Genomic DNA, 19,217 nt, shown 5'->3' on the forward strand with positions numbered 1-19,217 from the left:
TCTACTCCGCATCACAAACACTCTCTCCCTACCCCCCGCTCTTCCTTTCTGGTCTGCCGGCGCGCCCGGCGGCGCCCGTCGTGGCGTGCCGCCACCCGCCGCGACGAGACGGAAAATCGGGCCGCCGCAGGGCTCATCTCGGAGAAAATCGTCAGGTAGGCTGTGCGAAGTTTTTGCGTACGTGGTTTGCTGTTCCCCGCTGTTGGAAGACGGCGGGGGTGAGAAGTCCTCCTTCGTGGGGGCCGACTCAAGCGCCGCTGCTCGAAAACGGCCAACCGGCCGCACGGCGTGCTCGGCCGCAGTTTCAGAAGGAGATACACATGGCGCAGGGAACCGTGAAGTGGTTCAACGCAGACAAGGGCTTCGGCTTCATCACCGTCGACGGCGGGGGTGCTGACGTGTTCGTCCACTTCTCGGCGATCCAGACCAGCGGCTACCGCACGCTGGAGGAGAACCAGCGGGTGGAGTTCGAGATCGCCCAGGGCCAGAAGGGCCCGCAGGCTGAGCAGGTCCGTCCCATCTGATCAGCCGTGGCCGGCGGTCGCCGGCCACGAACTCGATCCCTGATGGGATCAGCGTCGAGCCCCGCATCGCCGTTCCGGCGTGCGGGGCTTCTCGTCGTCCGGCGTACCGCCCCCGGATGGGCACGCGCCAACCGTGCCGGCGGGCACCCCGTTCTTGTCGGCGATGCCCCGTAAATCAGTCTTATCGGATTGATCCGGGTGTTAGTGCATGATCGCTTGTGATCCGTCGCCGCCGGCCCCGGCCACCACGGTCGCGTGATCCGGAACGTCTATGTCCGGAAGCGGTACAGGCCGGTTCGCACACGTGCCCCGCCGATGCGCGGCCGCAACCGTGGGGGAGGCGCCGACCCGGCCTCGATCAGGAGGGGCGGTTGCCGCGGGCGCGCAGACCGAGGACGATCGCGGCGAGACCGGCCACGGCGACGACCGGGCCGACGACCGCCCACACCGCGCTGCCGGACATCACGCTGCCGCTGATCTCGCCCAGGCCCTCGAGTGTCCACAGGATGCCGACGGCGACCCCGAACAGACCGAGCGCCAGGGGTAGCCAGCCCTTCACGTCACGCCTCCATCTTCCGGCCACGGTGGCCGGCCGCCCCAGCCTAGATGACCGGCGGGCCGGCCGGCCCGCGCGACCGGGTGGCGGTACCCGGCCCGGTCGCGGGGCCGGCGTACGGTTCGGGAATGACCACCTGGGATCCGACGACGTACCTCCGCTACGGCGACGAGCGGGCCAGGCCGTTCCTCGACCTGGTCGCCCGGATCGACGCGGACCGGCCGAGGGCGGTCGTCGACCTCGGCTGCGGACCCGGCAACCTGACCGCGACGCTGGCCGCCCGGTGGCCGAACGCCCGGGTCGAGGGGATCGACTCGGCGCCGGAGATGGTGGATCGGGCCCGCCGCGAGGTTCCGGGCGTCGACTTCGGGCTCGGCGACGTACGGGACTGGCGACCGGCCCCCGACGTCGACGTACTGGTCTCCAACGCCGCCCTGCAGTGGGTGCCCGGCCACGAGGAACTGCTGACCCGCTGGGCCGGCGAGCTGCCGGCCGGTGCCGTCATCGCCGTGCAGGTGCCCGGCAACTTCGGCGCACCGTCCCACCGGGCGCTGCGCGAGCTGGCCGCCGAGCCGGCGTGGGCGCCGCTGGCCGGCCTGCTGCGCGAGTCGCCGGTGAGCGACGCGGCCGGCTACGCGACGCTGCTGACCGCGGCCGGGTGTGCCGTCGACGCCTGGGAGACCACGTACGTGCACCTGCTGCCGGCCGAGCCGGGCGCCGACCATCCGGTCCTGCGCTGGATGGACGGTACGGCGCTGCGGCCGGTCCGGGCCGCGCTCGACGACGAGGCGTTCGCCGCCTTCCGGCGGCAGCTGGCCGTACGCCTCGAAGCCGCCTACCCGGCCCGCGATAGCCTCGTCTACTTCCCGTTCCACCGGATCTTCGTCGTCGCCCGTACCGGCGTCGGCGGCTGACCGCCGGCGTCCCCCTGAAACGAGGAGCACCGTGACCGACCTGGCCACCTTCATCGCCGGACTGCCGAAGGCCGAACTGCACGTGCACCACGTCGGTTCGGCGTCACCGCGGATCGTGGCCGAGCTGGCCGCCCGGCACGAGGGCCGCACCCCGGTGCCGGCCGATCCGGCGGCACTCGCCGAATACTTCGTCTTCCGCGACTTCGCCCACTTCATCGAGATCTACCTGAACGTCGTCGATCTCATCCGCGACCCGGAGGACGTCCGCATCCTGACCTACGAGGTGGCCCGGGAACTGGCCCGCCAGCAGGTCCGCTACGCCGAGCTGACGATCACGCCTTACTCGCACGTGAGCCGTGGCATCCCCGCCCCGGCGTTCTGCGAGGCGATCGAGGACGCCCGCAGGCACGCCGAGGCCGAACTCGGCATCGTGCTGCGCTGGTGCTTCGACATCCCCGGCGAGGCGGGCCTGCCTGCGGCGGACGAGACCCTGCGGATCGCCCTCGAGGAGCGGCCGGACGGGCTGATCAGCTTCGGGCTGGGCGGTCCCGAGATCGGCGTACCCCGGCCGCAGTTCAAGCCGTACTTCGACCGGGCGCGGGCGGCCGGGCTGCGGTCGGTGCCGCACGCGGGCGAGACCACCGGGCCGGAGACGATCTGGGACGCCCTGCGCGAGCTGGGCGCGGAACGGATCGGGCACGGCATCTCGGCCGCCGGCGACCCCGCCCTGCTCGCCCACCTGGCCGAGCACCGGATCCCGCTGGAGGTCTGCCCGACCTCCAACCTGCGGACCCGGGCCGTCGCCTCGCTCGACGAGCACCCGCTGCGGGCGCTGGTCGACGCCGGGGTGCCGGTGACCATCAACTCCGACGACCCGCCGATGTTCGGCACCACCCTCAACGACGAGTACGCGGTCGCGGCGCGGCTGCTCGGCTACGGCCCCGACGGCGTCGCGGACCTGGCCCGCGCCGCCGTCACCGCGTCGTTCCTGCCGGTACCCGCCCAGGCCCGGCTGATCGCCGAGATCGACGCGTACGCCGCCGCGAACTGACACCGGTGGCGCCTGCCCGGTGCCGCCGGCCCCGACGGGCCGGCCGCGGCTCAGTGCCCGGCGGCCCGGCGGCGCAGCAGCGCGCCACCCATCACCGCGGCGAACAGCAGGCCGACCGCCCCGGCGGTGATCGCCAGCGGACGGCTGTCCGCCAAGCCGCGCCCGCCGGGCACCCCGGCCGGCGTGGTGACCAGCGGCGCGCAGACGACCGACTCCGCCGGCTCGTCCGGGCCGACGGTCAGCGTGGCGGCGCACGAGCCGTCCGGGGACGGGGCACCGTCCACCGTGACGTCGATGTCGACGGTCCACCGCCCCGGCGGCAGGGTGCCGTCGAGCACCAGCGAGCCCGCCGAGGTGGCCCGCATCGGCCGCGGGTCGACGGTGCCGCCGGCGAACCCGCGGGCCCGTACGGTCGCGGCGACCTCGCCGTCGGGCGGGCCGCCGCCGGCCCGGGCGACATCGAGCCGTACGGTGCCCCGGCCGTCATGGGCGATCGTCAGCCGTAGCTCGTCGCGGGCATATCCGGGGTCCTGCCAACAGGCCAGCGTCGCGATGATCGAGGCGGTGACGATCGTGATCCAGCGGGCCAGCCGGGCCGGTGAGAGGCTGCGCGTGTCGGGCATGGACTCACCTCGAACGGGTGGCGCCGACGTCGGACAGGTCGAGGGTATCCCGCCCGGTCGATGTGTGGGGTGGTTCCCGGGAACCGGTCGCTCTGCCGGCATGACATCCGCCTCGTCAACCCAGAGTTGGTGTGCGCGCGGCGGGTCCGGAGTTGGGGGGACCGGCCCGCCGCGCGCGACGTTCCATCGGACCCGGATGCGGGTGGGGTGGTCCGGGGAACATCTGGAGTGGATCGACTCCGATGCTGGCACCGGGAGTGGCCACGATGGAACACCGTTAAAACAGACCTAAGGAAGACTTGCGTCGGCCGACAGGTTTCCGGCCGGTCAGCCGTCGCCGCGCCGCTGGCGCGGCCACCGGCGTCCCGACTGGTCGCGTTCCCGGGCCAGCCGGCCGACCAGCCCGAACCGGTTGACCTGCCGGGGCTTCGCCTCGGCGTCGGCCAGCAGCATCACGACACTCGCCCCGCCCAGCCGGGCCCGGTCCAGGCTCACCGAACCGCCGGCCTGCTGCGCCACCCGGCGGGCGATGTCGAGGCCGAGCCCGGTGGAGCCGCGCCCGCTGGTGCCGCGCCGCAACGCCTTGTCCGGATCGGCGATGCCGGGGCCGGCGTCGTCGACGCGTACCGCGACGTAGCCGTCCCGGCGCGACACCGCGACCTCGAACGCGGTGCCCTGCGGGGTGTAGCGGAAGACGTTGCCGAGGACCGCGTCGAGCGCCGCGGCGAACTCGGCCCGGGGCACCGCGACCGGGATGCGCAACTGCGCGCCGGTGACCCGGTGCGGGCGGTTCTGGTCGCCGGCCAGGGCCGCCCAGAAGACCATCCGGTCGCGGACCACCTCGCTGATGTCGCACAGGTCCGGCTCGGTCTCCTGCTGCACCGTCTTGCGGGCCGTGTTGATCAGTACGTCGATCTCGCCCTCAAGGGTCACGATCGCCTGCCGGATCCGGCGGATGGTGCGCCGCCGGTCGAGTTCGGCGTCGCTGAACGAGCCGACGCTGGTGTCGTCGGAGTCCAGCGCGTCGGCGTCCAGGCGCAGCACGGTCAGCGGCGTACGCAGCCGGTGCGACAGGTCGGCGACGAGTTCACGTTCGTCGGTGCGGGAGGCGACCAGCCGGTCGGCCATCCGGTTGAAGGCGTAGCCGGCCTCGGCGAGCTCGCGCGGCCCGCTCGGCTCGACGCGCACGCCGAGGTCGCCGCCGCCGACGGCGAGAGCGGCCTGGACCAGGCCGCGCGCCGACCCGACGGCCCGGGCGGCGATCCGGTCGACGACCACGACCGAGGCGACCACCAGCCCGACGGCCAGCGCCGCCAGCGTCAGCCAGGTGCCGGTCGAGCCCGCCGAGAGCGCCGACTCCGCGACGAAGACCTCGACGACCATGATCTGGTCGCCGGCGGTGGCCCGCTCCAGCCGCACCACCCCGCCGGGTACGTCGACGACGACCGGTCCGCCCTCGCCGGCCCGCGCCACGTCCGGCGCGCCGGCCCGCGGGGTGCCACCGGTGTCGAGGCCGTGCACGACCGGCTGGTCGGCCGGGTCACCACCGGTCGAGGCGATCGCCTGCCGGACCGTGTCGGGGTCGGTGGTGACCGCGAGCGCCCCGGCGACCACCGCGCTGCGGCGGGCCGCCTCGGCGAGCGCCTCGTCGCGGGTCTCCGCCTGCAGGGTGAGCCCGAGCGGGATGAGGAACACCAGCGCGACGATGCCGGTGGTGGCCGCCGTGAGGTAGGCCAGCGCCAGCCTCAGTCCGGTGGAACCAGCCGGAAGCCGACCCCCCGCACGGTGCGCAGGTAACGCGGCTTCGCCGCGGACTCGCCCAGTTTGCGGCGGAGCCAGTACAGGTGAACGTCGATTGTCTGGTCCTCGCCGACCGACGGCTGCCGCCATACCTCCTCCAACAGTTCCCGGCGGGAGACTACCCGTCCCGGGCGGGCGGCGAGATAGGCCAGCAGGTCGAACTCCTTGCGGGTGAGCGCGAGCGGCACCCCGTCGAGGGACGCGCTGCGCTCACCGACGTCGACCCGCAGCCCGCCGACCTCGTGCACGGCCGGCTGCACGGCGCGGCTGGCCCGGCCGGCCCGGCGCAGCACGGTGGTGATCCGGGCGTCGAGGTGCGCCCCGGTGAACGGCTTGATCATGTAGTCGTCGGCGCCGGCCCGCAGCAGCCGGACGATCGCCTGCTCGTCGTCGCGGGCGGTGGCGATGATGATCGGCACGTCGGTGATGCCGCGCAGCATCCGCAGCGCGTCGGAGCCGTCCAGGTCGGGCAGGCCGAGGTCGAGCACGACCAGGTCCGGGGTCTCGGCGGCGACCCGGCGCAGGGCGTCGAGCGCCGTGCCGACCGCGTGCACCGCGTGCCCCCGGTCGGCCAGGGAGCGCAGCATCGCGCCGCGAATGACGTGGTCGTCTTCAACCAGCAGGACCGTGGCCACGAGATGACGGTACTGCCCGTGGCAAGTCGGCGCGTCCCGCGCGTTGCGCCGACGCTACCGCCGTGGCGAAAACAGGGCGTTGCGCCGGCGGTCGCCGGGCGGCATGATGCGCGGGCCATGCCATTCACCCTCTACGCGCAGGCCCGCACCGCGCTGGCCCGCGACAGCCTGGCCGGGCTGTCGGTCGGCGACGCCCTGGGCGCGCAGTTCTTCGTACCCGGCCGGCGGCCGGCCGACCTCGCCGCCGGCCGGCTGCCCGATCCGGTCTGGGAGTGGACCGACGACACCGAGATGGCCTGCTCGGTCTTCGCCGAACTGGTCCGCGCCGGCCGGGTCGACCGGGACGCGCTGGCCGCCGCGTTCGCCGACCGCTGCGAGCCCAACCGCGGGTACGGACCCGGCGCGTTCACCGTCCTGCGGCTGATCCGCGGCGGCACGCCGTGGCCGGTCGCCGCCGCCACCGCCTTCGACGGGCAGGGCTCGCTCGGCAACGGCGCCGCGATGCGGGTCGCGCCGCTCGGGGCGTACTTCGCCGACTCGGTGACCGAGACGGCGGCCCAGGCGGCCGCGTCGGCCGAGGTGACCCACGCCCACCCCGACGGCATCGCCGGCGCGGTCGCGGTGGCGGTCGCCGCGGCGCTGGCCGCGCGGGCCCGGCTGGACGGCCGGCGGCCGTCCGCCACGGACCTCGTCGCCGCCGTCGCCGCCGCCGTCGACCGGGCCAGCCCGGTCCGGCGGGGCCTCGACCGGGCCGGCACGCTGGTCGGCCGGCCGGTCGCCGAGGCCGCGTACGAGCTGGGCAACGGGTCGCGGGTGACCGCCGGCGACACGGTGCCGTTCACGGTGTGGGTGGCGGCCCGCCACCTCGACGACTATCCGGCGGCCGTGCGCGCCTGCGTCGAGGCCGGCGGCGACGTCGACACCACGGCCGCGATCGCCGGCGGGATCGTCGCCGCGCACACCGGGGTCGGTACGCCCGGCGGGGTGCCCGACGCCTGGCTCGCCGCCCGCGAACCGCTGCCGGACTGGGTCGGCTAGCCGGGCAGCCGCAGCACCCACCGGTACGCCTGCACCATGCCGGTGTCGAAGCCGGCCGCCGAACCCCACAGGAACAGCCGGAACCGGCGGTAGAGCGGCTCGCCCCAGCGGGCCACGATCTCGTCGCGGGCGGCGTCGAGCCGCCGGCCCCACTCCCGGCAGGTCAGGTAGTAGTTGTGCCGGTCGTCCTCGACCCGCAGCAGCTCGAACGGTGAACGCGCCACGTGCCGCAGGTACTGGTGCAGCAGCAGCGGCGCCGAGTTACCCGGATAGATGTAGCGCTTCATGAACGTCGACGCGACGTGCTTGCGGCGCATCGCCAGCGCGTCGAGGTAGACCCGGCCGCCGGGACGCAGCAGTTCGGCGTACTTGCGCAGCGTGGCCCGGTAGTCCGGCAGGTGCTCGGTGACCCCCATGTTGACGATCGCGTCGTACGGCCGCTCGTCGCGGAAGGCGTAGATGTGCTGGCGGACGACCCGCACCGGCAGGCGCTCCCGCTCGAAGAACCCGGTCAGGAAGCGCTCCGACTCCCGCGACAGGGTGGTGGTGGTCACGTCGACGCCACGCCGGGCGGCATGCTCGGCGAACGCCCCCCAGCCGCCGCCGACCTCCAGCACCCGGTCGCCGGGCTTGACCCCGATCACGTCCAGGGCGAGGTCCATCTTGCGGGTCATCGCGTCCTCGAGCGGCTCGTCGTCGGCGGCGAAGACCCCCTCGGTGTAGCAGCGGTGCCGGCGGTCGAGGAAGGTCAGGAAGAACTCGCTGTCCTCGTCGTAGTGGGCGGAGATGGCCCGCCGGTCGTCCTCGCGCCGGCCGCGCAGCAGCGCCCCCGGGGTGAACCGGGACAGGTAAGCCAACGGGTGGAAGTCGTTGAAGAAGGCGCGCATCCGCAGCGCCGCCGCGAGGTCGCCTTCGACGTCGAGCCAGCCCTGGAGGTAGGCGACGGCGACGCCGAACTGGTCGAGACCGGCGAGCGCTTTCGCACCCCGGTCGTCGGTGACGACGATTGTGAAGAGCGGGTCGCCGGCGCCGAAGGTGTGCGCCGGCCCGCCGGCCGGAGCCACGGCGAACGGCACCGCCGGTCGCGTGGCGAAGAACGTCTGATATCTGCGCCCGAGCGCGGTGAGCACGTCCGCGGGTGTCACGGCGCCAATGTAACGCCGGCACCGCGTCCCCGGCGGGCGAAGACACCGGGACCGATAACATCTAGTCGGCCCGGACCACCGGGTCAGCCGACCCGCACACGCCGAACGTGCCGCAGTCCCACCGACGCGGCGCCCGCGTACGACCGAAGGAGCCGTCCGTGTCCGCATCCCGTACCCCTGCCGTGGCCGACCCCGTCGTCGTCCCGGCCGGTACGACGGCGGCCGACGCGGTGGCCGCGGCCGGCCTGCCGACAGCCGGCCCGAAGGCGGTCGTCGTGGTCCGCGACGCCGACGGCCAGCTCCGCGACCTCGACTGGACCCCGGCCGACGACGCCACCGTCACCCCGGTCGCGATCGACGAGCCCGACGGCCTGAACGTGCTGCGGCACTCGACCGCGCACGTGCTCGCCCAGGCGGTGCAGGACATCTTCCCCGAGGCGAAGCTCGGCATCGGCCCGCCGATCGACAACGGCTTCTACTACGACTTCAGCGTCGCCAAGCCGTTCCAGCCCGACGACCTCGCCAAGCTCGAGAAGCGGATGCAGGAGATCGTCAAGTCGGGGCAGCGGTTCCGGCGGCGGCGCTTCGACAGCCTCGACGAGGCCCGCGCCGAACTCGCCGACGAGCCGTTCAAGCTGGAACTGGTCGACGTCAAGGGCCAGGCCGGCGACGCCGGCTACGACGCGGGCGAGGTGATGGAGGTCGGCGCCGGCGAGCTGACCATCTACGACAACCTCGACGCCGACAGCGACAAGGTCTGCTGGTCCGACCTGTGCCGGGGCCCGCACCTGCCGAACACCCGGCTGATCGGCGCGTTCCGGCTGATGCGTTCGGCCGCCGCCTACTGGCGCGGCTCCGAGAAGAACCCGCAGCTCCAGCGGGTCTACGGCACCGCCTGGCCGACCCGGGACGCGCTGAAGGCGTACCTGAAGCTGCTGGAGGAGGCGGCCCGCCGCGACCACCGCAAGCTCGGTGCCGACCTCGACCTGTTCAGCTTCCCCGAGGAGATCGGCTCCGGCCTGGCCGTCTTCCACCCCAAGGGCGGCATCATCCGGCGCGAGCTGGAGAACTACTCGCGGCAGCGGCACGAGCAGGCCGGCTACGAGTTCGTCAACACCCCGCACGTGACCAAGGGCCACCTCTTCGAGACCTCCGGCCACCTGCAGTGGTACGCCGACGGCATGTACCCGCCCATGCAGGTCGAGGGCGCCGACTACTACCTCAAGCCGATGAACTGCCCGTTCCACAACCTGATCTACCGGGCCCGCGGCCGGTCCTACCGCGAGTTGCCGCTGCGGCTGTTCGAGTTCGGCACCGTCTACCGCTTCGAGAAGTCCGGCGTCGTGCACGGCCTGACCCGGGTCCGCGGCATGACCCAGGACGACGCGCACATCTACTGCACCCGCGAGCAGATGGGCGGCGAACTGAAGTCGCTGCTGCGGTTCGTCCTCGACCTGCTGCGCGACTACGGCCTCGACGACTTCTACCTCGAACTGTCGACCCGCAACCCGGAGAAGTCGGTCGGCTCCGACGAGGACTGGGCCGAGGCGACCGAGGCGCTGCGGTCGGCGGCCGAGGAGTCCGGCCTCGACCTGGTGCCCGACCCGGGCGGCGCCGCCTTCTACGGGCCGAAGATCTCGGTGCAGGCCAAGGACGCCATCGGTCGCACCTGGCAGATGTCGACGATCCAGGTCGACTTCCAGCTGCCGCAGCGCTTCGACCTCGAATACCAGGCCGGCGACGGCAGCCGGCAACGCCCGATCATGATCCACCGAGCGCTTTTCGGGTCGATCGAGCGGTTCTTCGGCGTGCTCACCGAGCACTACGCCGGCGCGTTCCCGGCCTGGCTCGCCCCGGTGCAGGTGGTCGGCATCCCGATCCGCGACGACCACGCCGAATACCTGGCCGGATTCGTCGCCGCGCTGCGCGCCGAGGGCATCCGCGCCGAGGTCGACAGCTCCACCGACCGGATGCAGAAGAAGATCCGCACCGCGCAGCAGCAGAAGATCCCGTTCATGGCCATCGCCGGCGACGACGACGTGGCCGGGGGCACCGTGTCGTTCCGCTACCGGGACGGGTCGCAGCGCAACGGCGTACCGCTCGCCGAGGCGGTCGCCCACGTCGTCGAGGTGGTCCGGTCCCGTACGAACACCGGTCCGAGCGCCCCCGCCGTCCCGGCGGCCGCGGTGGACCCAGCCGCACCGGCCGCGCCGTGAGCGTGGCCGGCGACGAGATCGGCCCGCCCGACCTCCCGGCCGGCCCGCCCGTCGAGCCGGCGACCACCGGCACGCCGGACGGGCTGGACCGGCTCTGGACCCCGCACCGGATGACGTACATCTCCGGCCAGGACCGGCCGGAGGGCGGCTACGAGAAGCCCTCCGGCTGCCCGTTCTGCCGGGCACCGGCGCAGACCGGCGACGACAGCCTCGTCGTCGCCCGCGGCGAGACGGTATACGTGGTGCTCAACCTCTACCCGTACAACCCGGGGCACCTGCTGGTCTGCCCCTACCGGCATGTCGCGGACTACACCGACCTGGATCCCGCCGAGACCGGCGAGCTGGCGGTCTACACCCAGACGGCGATGCGGGTGATCCGGCAGGTGAGCAGCGCACACGGGTTCAACCTCGGGATGAACCAGGGCGGGGTGGCCGGTGCCGGCATCGCCGCCCACCTGCACCAGCACGTGGTGCCGAGGTGGGGCGGCGACGCCAACTTCATGCCGGTGGTCGCCCGCACCAAGGTCCTGCCGCAGCTGCTGACCGACACCCGCGACCTGCTCGCCGCCGCCTGGCCCACCAACCCCCGCTGACCGCGCCGCCGTGGGCGAAGCGACTCGCGTGGCCGCGCTGATCGGCGCCCTCACGCCGCCGCGCTGGTCAGCGCTCACGCCGCCGCGCTGATCGGCGCGCTCACGCCGGCGCGCTGATCAGCGCTCGTGCCGCCGCGCCGATCAAGGAGAAACCCGCGCCGGAGCGCTGATCAAGGACTAGTTGCGCGACAAATGCCGTGGAACGGGCATGCATTCTCCTCGATCGCGGGGCGAGGGCGACTTTCTCCTCGATCGCGACGGTTCGCCGCCGCGGAGGGGGCGTCGGTCGACGAGGGCGGTCGGGCGCGACGGTTCGCCGCCGTGGAGAAGGCGTCGGTCGACGAGGGGCGTCGACCATGCTGCGCGGGCTCGGTCGTCGAAGCCCGTAGCCGCCCCGACAGCCCTCCGCGAGCGCCAGATCGCTGCGCGCGGCGGTGTCGGCGTGGCTGCCGCCGCGATCACGGAGTAGGTGTGCCCGTCCTGCCGCTTTTGTCGCGCAATTTCTCCTTGATCAGCGCTCCGGCGCGAGTTTCTCCTCGATCAGGGCGCCCACGCCGGCCCCGGGCGCCGGGCGTGACGCCCTCCACGGCCCCGGGGCGTCGGGGCTTCGGGCGTGACGCCCTCCACGGCCCCGGGGCGTCGCGTGGCGGCCTCCACGGCCCCGGGGGCCGGGCGCGGTGCCCTCGGCCGCCCCGGGGCGGGATGGGGGGACGGGTCAGGACGTCGGGCCGGGGTGGGCGGTGCGTAGCCCGTCGGTCAGGTGGGACGGGACGGGCTCGTAGCGGGCGAACGCGCGCCGGAACGTACCCGCCCCCGACGTCATCGAGCGCAGCTCGACGGCGTACCGGACCAGTTCGGTCGCCGGGACCTCGGCGCGTACCAGGGTGGCGCCGCCGGCACTGTCCGGCTCGGTGCCCAGCACCCGGCCGCGCCGTCCCGACATGTCGCTCATGACCGAGCCGACGTAGCCGTCCGGCACCCGGACCGTCACCTCGTCGACCGGCTCCAGCAGGTTGATCTGCCCCTTCTCGGCGGCCTCCCGCAGGGCCAGCGCGCCCGCCGCCTGGAATGCCGCGTCCGACGAGTCGACGCTGTGCGCCTTGCCGTCGGTCAGGGTCACCCGTACGTCGACGACCGGGTGGCCGCTGAGCAGGCCGCGTTCGAGCTGGGCACGTACGCCCTTCTCCACCGACGGGATGTAGTTGTGCGGCACGGCGCCGCCGACGACGCGTTCGTGGAACTCGAAGCCGGCGCCGGTCGGCAGCGGCTCGACCTCGATGTCGCAGACGGCGTACTGGCCGTGGCCGCCGGACTGCTTGACGTGCCGGCCGTGGCCCTTCGAGGCGGCGGCGAACGTCTCGCGCAGCGCGACCCGGACCGGTTCGGTGTCCAGTTCGACGCCGCCGGCGCGCAGCCGGTCGAGGACCACCTCGGCGTGCGCCTCGCCCATGCACCACAGCACGAGCTGGTGGGTTTCGGGGTTGCGTTCCAGCCGCATCGTCGGGTCGCCGGTGACGAGTCGGGCCAGGTTGCGGGCCAGCGCGTCCTCGTCGGAGCGGGACCGGGCCACGACCGCGATCGGGAGCTGCGGCTCGGGCATCTCCCAGGGGGCGATCAGCAGCGGCTCCTCGCGGGCGGAGACGGTGTCGCCGGTCTCGGCGCTGCCCGACTTGGTGAGCGCGCAGATGTCGCCGGCGACGCAGTACGGCACCTCGCGCAGGGTGGCGCCGAGCGGCGAGTAGACGTGCGCGACGCGCTCGTCGGCGTCGTGGTCGGGGTGGCCACGGCTGGCGAGGCCGTGCCCGGAGACGTGCACGGTCTGTTCGGGCCGCAGGGTGCCGGAGAAGACCCGGACCAGCGACACCCGGCCGACGTGCCGGTCGATCGCGGTACGGACCACCTCGGCGACCAGCGGCCCGTCCGGGTCGCAGGTCAGCGGCGGCCGGGGTGAGCCGTCGATTCCGGTGACCACCGGCAGGTCGTGTTCGAGCGGGGTCGGGAACGCCGCGGTGAGAAGTTCGAGCAGTACGTCGAGGCCGACCCCGGTCGGGGCGCAGACCGGTACGACCGGGTAGAAGTGGCCGCGGGCGACCGCCTTTTCCAGGTCTTCGACGAGGATGCCGGACTCGATCGTCTCGCCGCCCAGGTAGCGGTCCATGAGGGTCTCGTCCTCGCTCTCGGCGATGATCCCCTCGATGAGTTCGGCGCGGGCCTCGGCGATGGCCGGCAGGTGCTCGGGGTCGGGGTCGCGGACCTGCGCCGGATGGCCCTGCGTGTAGTCGAAGACCCGCTGGCTGATCAGGCCCATCAACCCGACGGTGGAGACGCCGTCGTCGCCGAGCATCGGCAGGTGGAGCGGCAGTACGTTGTCGCCGAACACCCGCTGGCACAGGGCGACGGTCTCGTCGAAGTCGGCGCGGGCGTGGTCGAGGCGGGTGACGGCGACGGCGCGGGGCATGCCGACGGCGGCGCACTCCTCCCACAGGGTGGCGGTGGCGGCGTCCATGCCGTCGACGGCGGACACCACGAACAGTGCGGCGTCGGCGGCCCGCAGGCCGGCGCGCAGCTCGCCGACGAAGTCGGCGTAGCCCGGCGTGTCGAGCAGGTTCACCTTGACGCCGTCGTGGGTGAGCGGGGCGCAGGCGAGGGTGACGGAGCGCTGCTGGCGTACGGCGGCGGGGTCGTGGTCGCAGACCGTGGTGCCGTCGGCGACGCTGCCGGCCCGGCCGACCGTGCCGGTCGCCTCGAGTAGCGCCTCGACCAGGGTGGTCTTCCCCGCTCCGGAATGGCCTACCAGCACCACGTTGCGTATTTTGCCGGGTTCGTCCACCATCGGCGCACCGCCGGTGCCTGCCTTGTCGTGGTTCTTCTGCGCCATCGGCGCACCTCCCAGGGACGTGGTGGATGCAGGACGCATTCTGATCCCACACCCGCGACGGGGTGTAATCAACCCCGACGCGCGAAGTGGACGCCCCCGGCCGCACCACGGCGCAACCGCGGACCGTTACTGTGGGACCGCCATGGCGAAGATCTTCCAAGTGACCGCGCGTGCGGGCATGACCCGTGTCATCGAGCCGATCGCCCGCACCCTGCTGCGCTGGGGGGTGACCCCGAACGCGGTGACGGTGACCGGGACGGCCGGTGTGCTGGTCGGCGCGCTCGGGTTCGGGGCCCGCGGCCACCTGGTGGCCGGTGCCCTGATCGTCACCGTGTTCGCGCTGACCGACCTCCTCGACGGGACGATGGCCCGGATGCGCGGCGGGTCGACCCGGTTCGGGGCGTTCCTCGACTCGAGCATGGACCGGGTCGCCGACGGCGCCGTGTTCGGCGCGGTCGCCTACTGGCTGGCGACGCAGGACGACCACTGGGGCGTGGCGGCGGCGCTGATCTGCCTGGTCGGCGGCGGGCTGGTGTCGTACGTCAAGGCCCGCGCCGAGGGGCTGGGCCTGACCGCCAACGTCGGGATCGCCGAGCGCACCGAGCGTCTGATCATCGTCGGGATCGGTGGCCTGCTCAGCGGGCTCGTCGTGCCGTGGGGACTGACCGCGGCGCTGTGGTTCCTCGCCGCGCTGTCGCTGTTCACCGCCGGCCAGCGGATCGTCCACGTGTACCGGCAGGCGAGGCTCGCCGACGAGGGCGCGGACGTGAGCGGGTGAACCTCGTCGAGTTCGGCTACGCCGCCGCCTGGCGTCTGGTGCGGATGCTGCCGGCGCCGGTCGCGGCCGGCCTGTCCCGGGCCGGCGCGGACCGCGCCCACCGCAAGGGCGGCCGGGGTACGGTCCGGTTGAGGGCCAACCTGCGCCGGGTGGTCGGCCCGGCGATGCCGGAGGCGGAACTGGACGAGCTGGTCCGCGACGGGCTGCGGTCCTACGCCCGCTACTGGGTGGAGATGTTCCGTCTGCCCTCGCTGTCGCGCGAGGCGGTGCTGGCCGGGTTCCGGCTCGACGGCGAGGAGCTACTCGCCGCCGACGTGGCGGCCGGGCGGGGCGCCGTGGTGGCGCTGCCGCACGCCGGCAACTGGGATCTGGCCGGGGCCTGGGTCGCGGCGAAGGGCTGGCCGATGACGACGGTGATGGAGCGCCTGAAGCCGGAGGGGGTCTTCGAGCGGTTCGTCGCCTTCCGGCAGGGGATCGGGATGGGGATCATCCCGCTCACCGGCGGGCAGAAGCCGCCGTTCGGCGTTCTCGAGGAGAAGATCGGGCAGGGGCACGTGGTGCCGCTGCTGGCCGACCGGGACATGTCGGCGCGTGGCGTCGAGGTCGACTTCTTCGCCGGCCGCACCCGGATGCCGGCCGGGCCGGCGCTGCTGGCGCTGCGTACCGGGGCGCCGCTCTACGTGGCCTCGATGTGGTTCGAGGACGGGATCGCGCGGGCGGCGCTGGACGGCCCGCTGGAGATCCCGGACCCGGACGGCGCACCACTCGACCAGCGGGTGCGGGCGCTGACCCAGCAGGTCGCCGACCGCCTGGCGGCCGGCATCGCCCGCCATCCGCAGGACTGGCACATGCTCCAGCGGATGTGGCTGGACCAGCCGGCGCGACCCGCGCCCACGGCGACGGACGCGTCGTCCGCAGCTGGTCGCAGGGGTGGCAGCGGCCCCGCGACGACGACACCGTAAGGGGAGTGGGAGCGTGCGGCTGGCGGGATCCGGGGGCGGCAGGCTGCGCATCGGCATCGTCTGCCCGTACTCGTTCGACGTGCCGGGCGGCGTGCAGAACCACGTCATGGACCTCGCCGAGGCGCTGATCGGGCTGGGGCACGAGGTGAGCGTGCTCGCCCCGGCCGACGACGATTCGCCGCTGCCGCCGTACGTGGTGCCGGCCGGCCGGTCGGTGCCGTTCCCGTACAACGGTTCGGTGGCCCGGATCACGTTCGGCCCGGTTTCCACCGCCCGGGTACGGCGTTGGCTGGCCCGGGGCGAGTTCGACATCCTGCACGTGCACGAGCCGTTCGTGCTGAGTGTGTCGCTGCTGGCGGTGCTGTCGGCGCGCGGGCCGGTGGTGGCGACGTTCCACACCGCGATGACCCGGTCCCGGGCGCTGGCCGTGGCGCAGGGGATGCTGCAACTGGTGCTGGAGCGGATCACCGCCCGGATCGCGGTCAGCGAACTGGCCCGCAAGGTCCAGGTCGAGCATCTCGGCGGCGGCGCGGTCGAGATCCCGAACGGGGTGGCGGTGGCGAAGTTCGCCGGGGTGGAGCCGCTGCCCGGCTGGCCCGGCCCGTGCGCCGTCGGGTCCGGCGGCACCCTGGGGTTCCTGGGCCGGTTCACCGAGCCCCGCAAGGGCTTCCCGGTGCTGCGGGACGCGTTCGTGTCGCTGGCCCGCCGCCGGCCCGGCCTGCGGCTGCTGGTCGCCGGCCCGGGCGACGCCGACGAACTGCTCGGCGAGATTCCGGCCGACCTGCGTGACCAGGTGGTTTTCCTGGGGCTGGTCTCCGAGCCGGACAAGGCCCGGATGCTGCGCAGCGTCGACCTGTACGTGGCACCGAACATCGGCGGCGAGTCGTTCGGCATGATCCTGACCGAGGCGATGGCGGCCGGCGCCGCGGTGGTGGCCAGCGATCTGGACGCGTTCCGGCGGGTGCTCGACGGCGGCCGGGCCGGGCGGCTGTTCCCGACCGGTGACGCGGACGCGCTCGCCGACGCGATGGCCGAACTGCTCGACGACCCGGACCGCCGGGCCGCGCTGGCGGCGTGCGCGCAGCAGGTCGCGGCGACCTTCGACTGGCCGGTCGTCGCGCGGCGGGTGCTGGAGGTCTACGCGACCGCGATCGAGGCGACGGACGGCCGGGTGATGCACGAGGAGTGGGCCGGCTGACTCTGCCGGCGGACGGGCCGTCGCCGGGTACCCGGTCGGTCGTACGATGCCGGGATGCGGTGGGTGATCGGTGGCGTCGTCGCCCTGGTGCTGGTCTCGGCTTACCTGACCTGGACGGCGGCCCGCGTCGAGCGACTGCACCTGCGGGTGGTGGCGGCGACCCGGGCCCTGGAGGCGCATCTGCTGCGCCGGGCCGCGGCGGCGGCGGTGCTCGACGACGAGCGCTACCCGTTCGAGGTGTACGCGGCGGCGCGGATCGCGCTGGACGCCTCCGACGAGGACCGTGAGGTGGCCGAGAACGACCTGACCCGCCAGTTGCGGGCCACGACGCTGCCGGACGACGATCCGCAGGCCCAGGCCGTGATCGTCGCGAGCCGGCGGCTCGCGGTGGCCCGCCAGGTGCACACCGATCTGGTACGCGACGCGCTGGCGGCGCGCCGCCGGCCGATCGTCCGGTTGCTGCGGATGGCGCGGCGGCACCCGCAGCCGGCGTACTTCGACATCGACGATCCGACCATCAACGCCCACACCGACCTTCCGGTGCCCTGAACCCCCGGTCCGGCCTGATCTTCGCGTTCGGGCTGGAACGGTGAGGCGGGCCACAGGGCAGGCCACCGGTGGGTCGATTGGCTGTCGGCCGGCACCCGCGCGCGGCGTAGCATCGCAGCCAGTTCACTTTTGGGTAACAATCCGCCACCGCCGTGCGAGGAGTCGAACGCCGTGTCCGAGTCCGCTGTCCCCACCAGCACCGCCCCCGCAGTCACCGGCACCGCCCGCGTCAAGCGTGGCATGGCCGAGATGCTCAAGGGTGGCGTGATCATGGATGTGGTCACCCCCGAACAGGCGAAGATCGCCGAGGATGCCGGCGCGGTCGCGGTCATGGCGCTGGAGCGCGTACCGGCCGACATCCGCGCCCAGGGCGGCGTGTCCCGGATGAGCGACCCGGACATGATCGACGGCATCATCAACGCCGTCTCGATCCCGGTGATGGCCAAGGCCCGCATCGGCCACTTCGTCGAGGCGCGGGTGCTGCAGGCGCTCGGCGTCGACTACGTCGACGAGTCCGAGGTGCTCACCCCGGCCGACTACGCCAACCACATCGACAAGTGGGCGTTCACCGTGCCGTTCGTCTGCGGCGCCACCAACCTGGGCGAGGCGCTGCGCCGGATCACCGAGGGTGCGGCGATGATCCGCTCCAAGGGTGAGGCCGGCACCGGCGACGTCTCCAACGCCACCACCCACATGCGCAGGATCGGTGGCGAGATCCGCCGGCTGACCTCGCTGTCGCCCGACGAGCTGTACGTCGCCGCCAAGGAGCTGCAGGCGCCGTACGACCTGGTCAAGGAGGTCGCCGAGGCCGGCAAGCTGCCGGTGGTGCTCTTCACCGCGGGCGGCATCGCGACCCCCGCCGACGCGGCGATGATGATGCAGCTCGGCGCCGAGGGCGTCTTCGTCGGCTCCGGCATCTTCAAGTCCGGCAACCCGGCGCAGCGGGCCGCCGCCATCGTCAAGGCCACCACGTTCCACGACGACCCCGACGTGCTCGCCAAGGTGTCGCGCGGGCTCGGCGAGGCGATGGTCGGCATCAACGTCGACGACATCCCGGTGCCGCACCGGCTCGCGGAGCGCGGCTGGTGACCGGCGGCCCGAGGATCGGCGTACTGGCGCTGCAGGGCGACGTACGCGAGCACGTCCGGGCGCTGACCGAGGCCGGCGCCACCGCCGGCCCGGTCCGCCGCCCGCACGAGCTCGACGCGGTCGACGCGCTGGTGGTACCCGGCGGCGAGTCGACCACGATGAGCAAGCTGGCGATCGAGTTCGGCCTGCTCGACCCGGTCCGCAAGCGGGTCGCGGACGGCATGCCCGTCTACGGCTCCTGCGCCGGCATGATCATGCTGGCGACCACGGTCCTCGACGGCCGGCCCGACCAGCGCGGCTTCGACGGCATCGAGATGACCGTACGGCGCAACGCGTTCGGCCGGCAGGTCGACTCCTTCGAGGGGCCGGTCGAGATCGCCGGCATCGACGGCGGCCCGTTCCACGCGGTGTTCATCCGCGCCCCGTGGGTCGAGTCGGTCGGTGCCGGGGTCGAGGTGCTGGGCCGGGTCGCCGACGGCAGCCCGCAGGGGCGGATCGTGGCGGTCCGGCAGGGCTCCCTGCTGGCCACCTCGTTCCACCCCGAGCTGACCGGCGACCTGCGCGTACACCGCTTCTTCGTCGATCTGGTCCGGGCCGGCGCCTGACCGCCCGCCGCCCCGTGACACGCCCGCCGGGCACCGCGCCGGTAGGATTGGCGCGATTCGGTA

General features: G+C 73.5%; 18 protein-coding genes. 12 read left to right on the forward strand and 6 right to left on the reverse strand.

All coding sequences use genetic code 11. From position 1 onward, the window contains the following. Positions 1–320 precede the first annotated feature (320 nt). Positions 321–524 carry a cold-shock protein gene (locus tag AB0I42_RS23230; RefSeq protein WP_007075740.1) on the forward strand — a complete coding sequence of 68 codons (204 nt, stop codon included), beginning with the start codon at positions 321–323 and terminating at the stop codon, positions 522–524. Positions 525–882: 358 nt separating this feature from the next. Here AB0I42_RS23230 and AB0I42_RS23235 read toward each other — a convergent pair whose 3' ends face one another. Further along, positions 883–1,083, reverse strand: a complete 201-nt coding sequence (locus AB0I42_RS23235; protein WP_357539919.1) for a hypothetical protein — start codon at positions 1,081–1,083, stop codon at positions 883–885. A gap of 125 nt (positions 1,084–1,208) precedes the next feature. On the opposite strand from AB0I42_RS23235, the gene AB0I42_RS23240 reads away from it, so the two are divergent. Then, on the forward strand, positions 1,209–1,994 hold the full coding sequence (locus AB0I42_RS23240; protein WP_357539921.1) for a trans-aconitate 2-methyltransferase: 786 nt from the start codon (positions 1,209–1,211) through the stop codon (positions 1,992–1,994). Positions 1,995–2,025: 31 nt separating this feature from the next. Beyond that, a complete protein-coding gene (locus AB0I42_RS23245; RefSeq protein ID WP_357539923.1) occupies positions 2,026–3,045 on the forward strand; it encodes an adenosine deaminase in 1,020 nt (339 codons plus the stop codon). Between the two features lie 50 nt (positions 3,046–3,095). Here the strand turns inward: AB0I42_RS23245 and AB0I42_RS23250 are convergent, their stop codons facing one another. From AB0I42_RS23250 to AB0I42_RS23260, 3 genes are all read right to left on the reverse strand, one after another. Continuing rightward, entirely contained in the window at positions 3,096–3,668 is a 573-nt protein-coding gene (locus AB0I42_RS23250) for a hypothetical protein (protein WP_357539925.1), read from the reverse strand. A 327-nt stretch (positions 3,669–3,995) separates the two neighbouring features. Further along, complete coding sequence (locus AB0I42_RS23255; protein ID WP_357539927.1) at positions 3,996–5,363, reverse strand: HAMP domain-containing sensor histidine kinase; 1,368 nt, start codon at positions 5,361–5,363, stop codon at positions 3,996–3,998. A gap of 50 nt (positions 5,364–5,413) precedes the next feature. Further along, complete coding sequence (locus tag AB0I42_RS23260) at positions 5,414–6,103, reverse strand: response regulator transcription factor (protein WP_212817084.1); 690 nt, start codon at positions 6,101–6,103, stop codon at positions 5,414–5,416. A 117-nt stretch (positions 6,104–6,220) separates the two neighbouring features. Here AB0I42_RS23260 and AB0I42_RS23265 point away from each other — a divergent pair, with 117 nt between their 5' ends. Continuing rightward, positions 6,221–7,141, forward strand: a complete 921-nt coding sequence (locus AB0I42_RS23265) for an ADP-ribosylglycohydrolase family protein (protein WP_357539929.1) — start codon at positions 6,221–6,223, stop codon at positions 7,139–7,141. On the opposite strand, the gene AB0I42_RS23270 is transcribed toward AB0I42_RS23265, so the two are convergent. Beyond that, positions 7,138–8,286, reverse strand: a complete 1,149-nt coding sequence (locus tag AB0I42_RS23270) for a class I SAM-dependent methyltransferase (RefSeq protein ID WP_357539931.1) — start codon at positions 8,284–8,286, stop codon at positions 7,138–7,140. The two genes, AB0I42_RS23265 and AB0I42_RS23270, sit on opposite strands and share 4 nt — an antisense overlap. 158 nt (positions 8,287–8,444) lie before the next feature. On the opposite strand from AB0I42_RS23270, the gene thrS reads away from it, so the two are divergent. Next, the gene (gene thrS, locus AB0I42_RS23275) at positions 8,445–10,502 is read left to right on the forward strand and encodes a threonine--tRNA ligase (RefSeq protein WP_357539933.1); all 2,058 of its coding nucleotides are present in this window, start codon (positions 8,445–8,447) and stop codon (positions 10,500–10,502) included. Positions 10,503–10,612: 110 nt separating this feature from the next. Then, complete coding sequence (locus AB0I42_RS23280; protein WP_357540132.1) at positions 10,613–11,095, forward strand: HIT domain-containing protein; 483 nt, start codon at positions 10,613–10,615, stop codon at positions 11,093–11,095. Between the two features lie 715 nt (positions 11,096–11,810). Here AB0I42_RS23280 and AB0I42_RS23285 read toward each other — a convergent pair. Further along, complete coding sequence (locus AB0I42_RS23285; RefSeq protein WP_357539935.1) at positions 11,811–13,973, reverse strand: elongation factor G-like protein EF-G2; 2,163 nt, start codon at positions 13,971–13,973, stop codon at positions 11,811–11,813. Between the two features lie 142 nt (positions 13,974–14,115). Here AB0I42_RS23285 and pgsA point away from each other — a divergent pair, with 142 nt between their 5' ends. The 6 genes from pgsA to pdxT all read left to right on the forward strand — a co-directional run bounded on the left by pgsA (position 14,116) and on the right by pdxT (position 19,154). Beyond that, a complete protein-coding gene (gene pgsA, locus AB0I42_RS23290) occupies positions 14,116–14,751 on the forward strand; it encodes a phosphatidylinositol phosphate synthase (protein WP_357539937.1) in 636 nt (211 codons plus the stop codon). Then, the gene (locus tag AB0I42_RS23295; RefSeq protein ID WP_357539939.1) at positions 14,748–15,713 is read left to right on the forward strand and encodes a phosphatidylinositol mannoside acyltransferase; all 966 of its coding nucleotides are present in this window, start codon (positions 14,748–14,750) and stop codon (positions 15,711–15,713) included. The genes pgsA and AB0I42_RS23295 overlap by 4 nt, the downstream gene beginning before the upstream one ends. Before the next feature lie 43 nt (positions 15,714–15,756). Then, positions 15,757–16,911, forward strand: a complete 1,155-nt coding sequence (locus tag AB0I42_RS23300) for a glycosyltransferase family 4 protein (RefSeq protein ID WP_357540134.1) — start codon at positions 15,757–15,759, stop codon at positions 16,909–16,911. Positions 16,912–16,965: 54 nt separating this feature from the next. Further along, the gene (locus tag AB0I42_RS23305; RefSeq protein WP_357539941.1) at positions 16,966–17,460 is read left to right on the forward strand and encodes a hypothetical protein; all 495 of its coding nucleotides are present in this window, start codon (positions 16,966–16,968) and stop codon (positions 17,458–17,460) included. 171 nt (positions 17,461–17,631) lie between these two features. After that, a complete protein-coding gene (gene pdxS / locus AB0I42_RS23310) occupies positions 17,632–18,549 on the forward strand; it encodes a pyridoxal 5'-phosphate synthase lyase subunit PdxS (protein WP_357539943.1) in 918 nt (305 codons plus the stop codon). Beyond that, entirely contained in the window at positions 18,546–19,154 is a 609-nt protein-coding gene (gene pdxT / locus AB0I42_RS23315) for a pyridoxal 5'-phosphate synthase glutaminase subunit PdxT (RefSeq protein ID WP_357539945.1), read from the forward strand. The genes pdxS and pdxT overlap by 4 nt, the downstream gene beginning before the upstream one ends. The last annotated feature ends 63 nt before the right edge of the window (positions 19,155–19,217 follow it).

The sequence above is a fragment of the Polymorphospora sp. NPDC050346 genome, from assembly GCF_040655695.1.
Lineage (GTDB): Bacteria > Actinomycetota > Actinomycetes > Mycobacteriales > Micromonosporaceae > Polymorphospora > Polymorphospora lycopeni.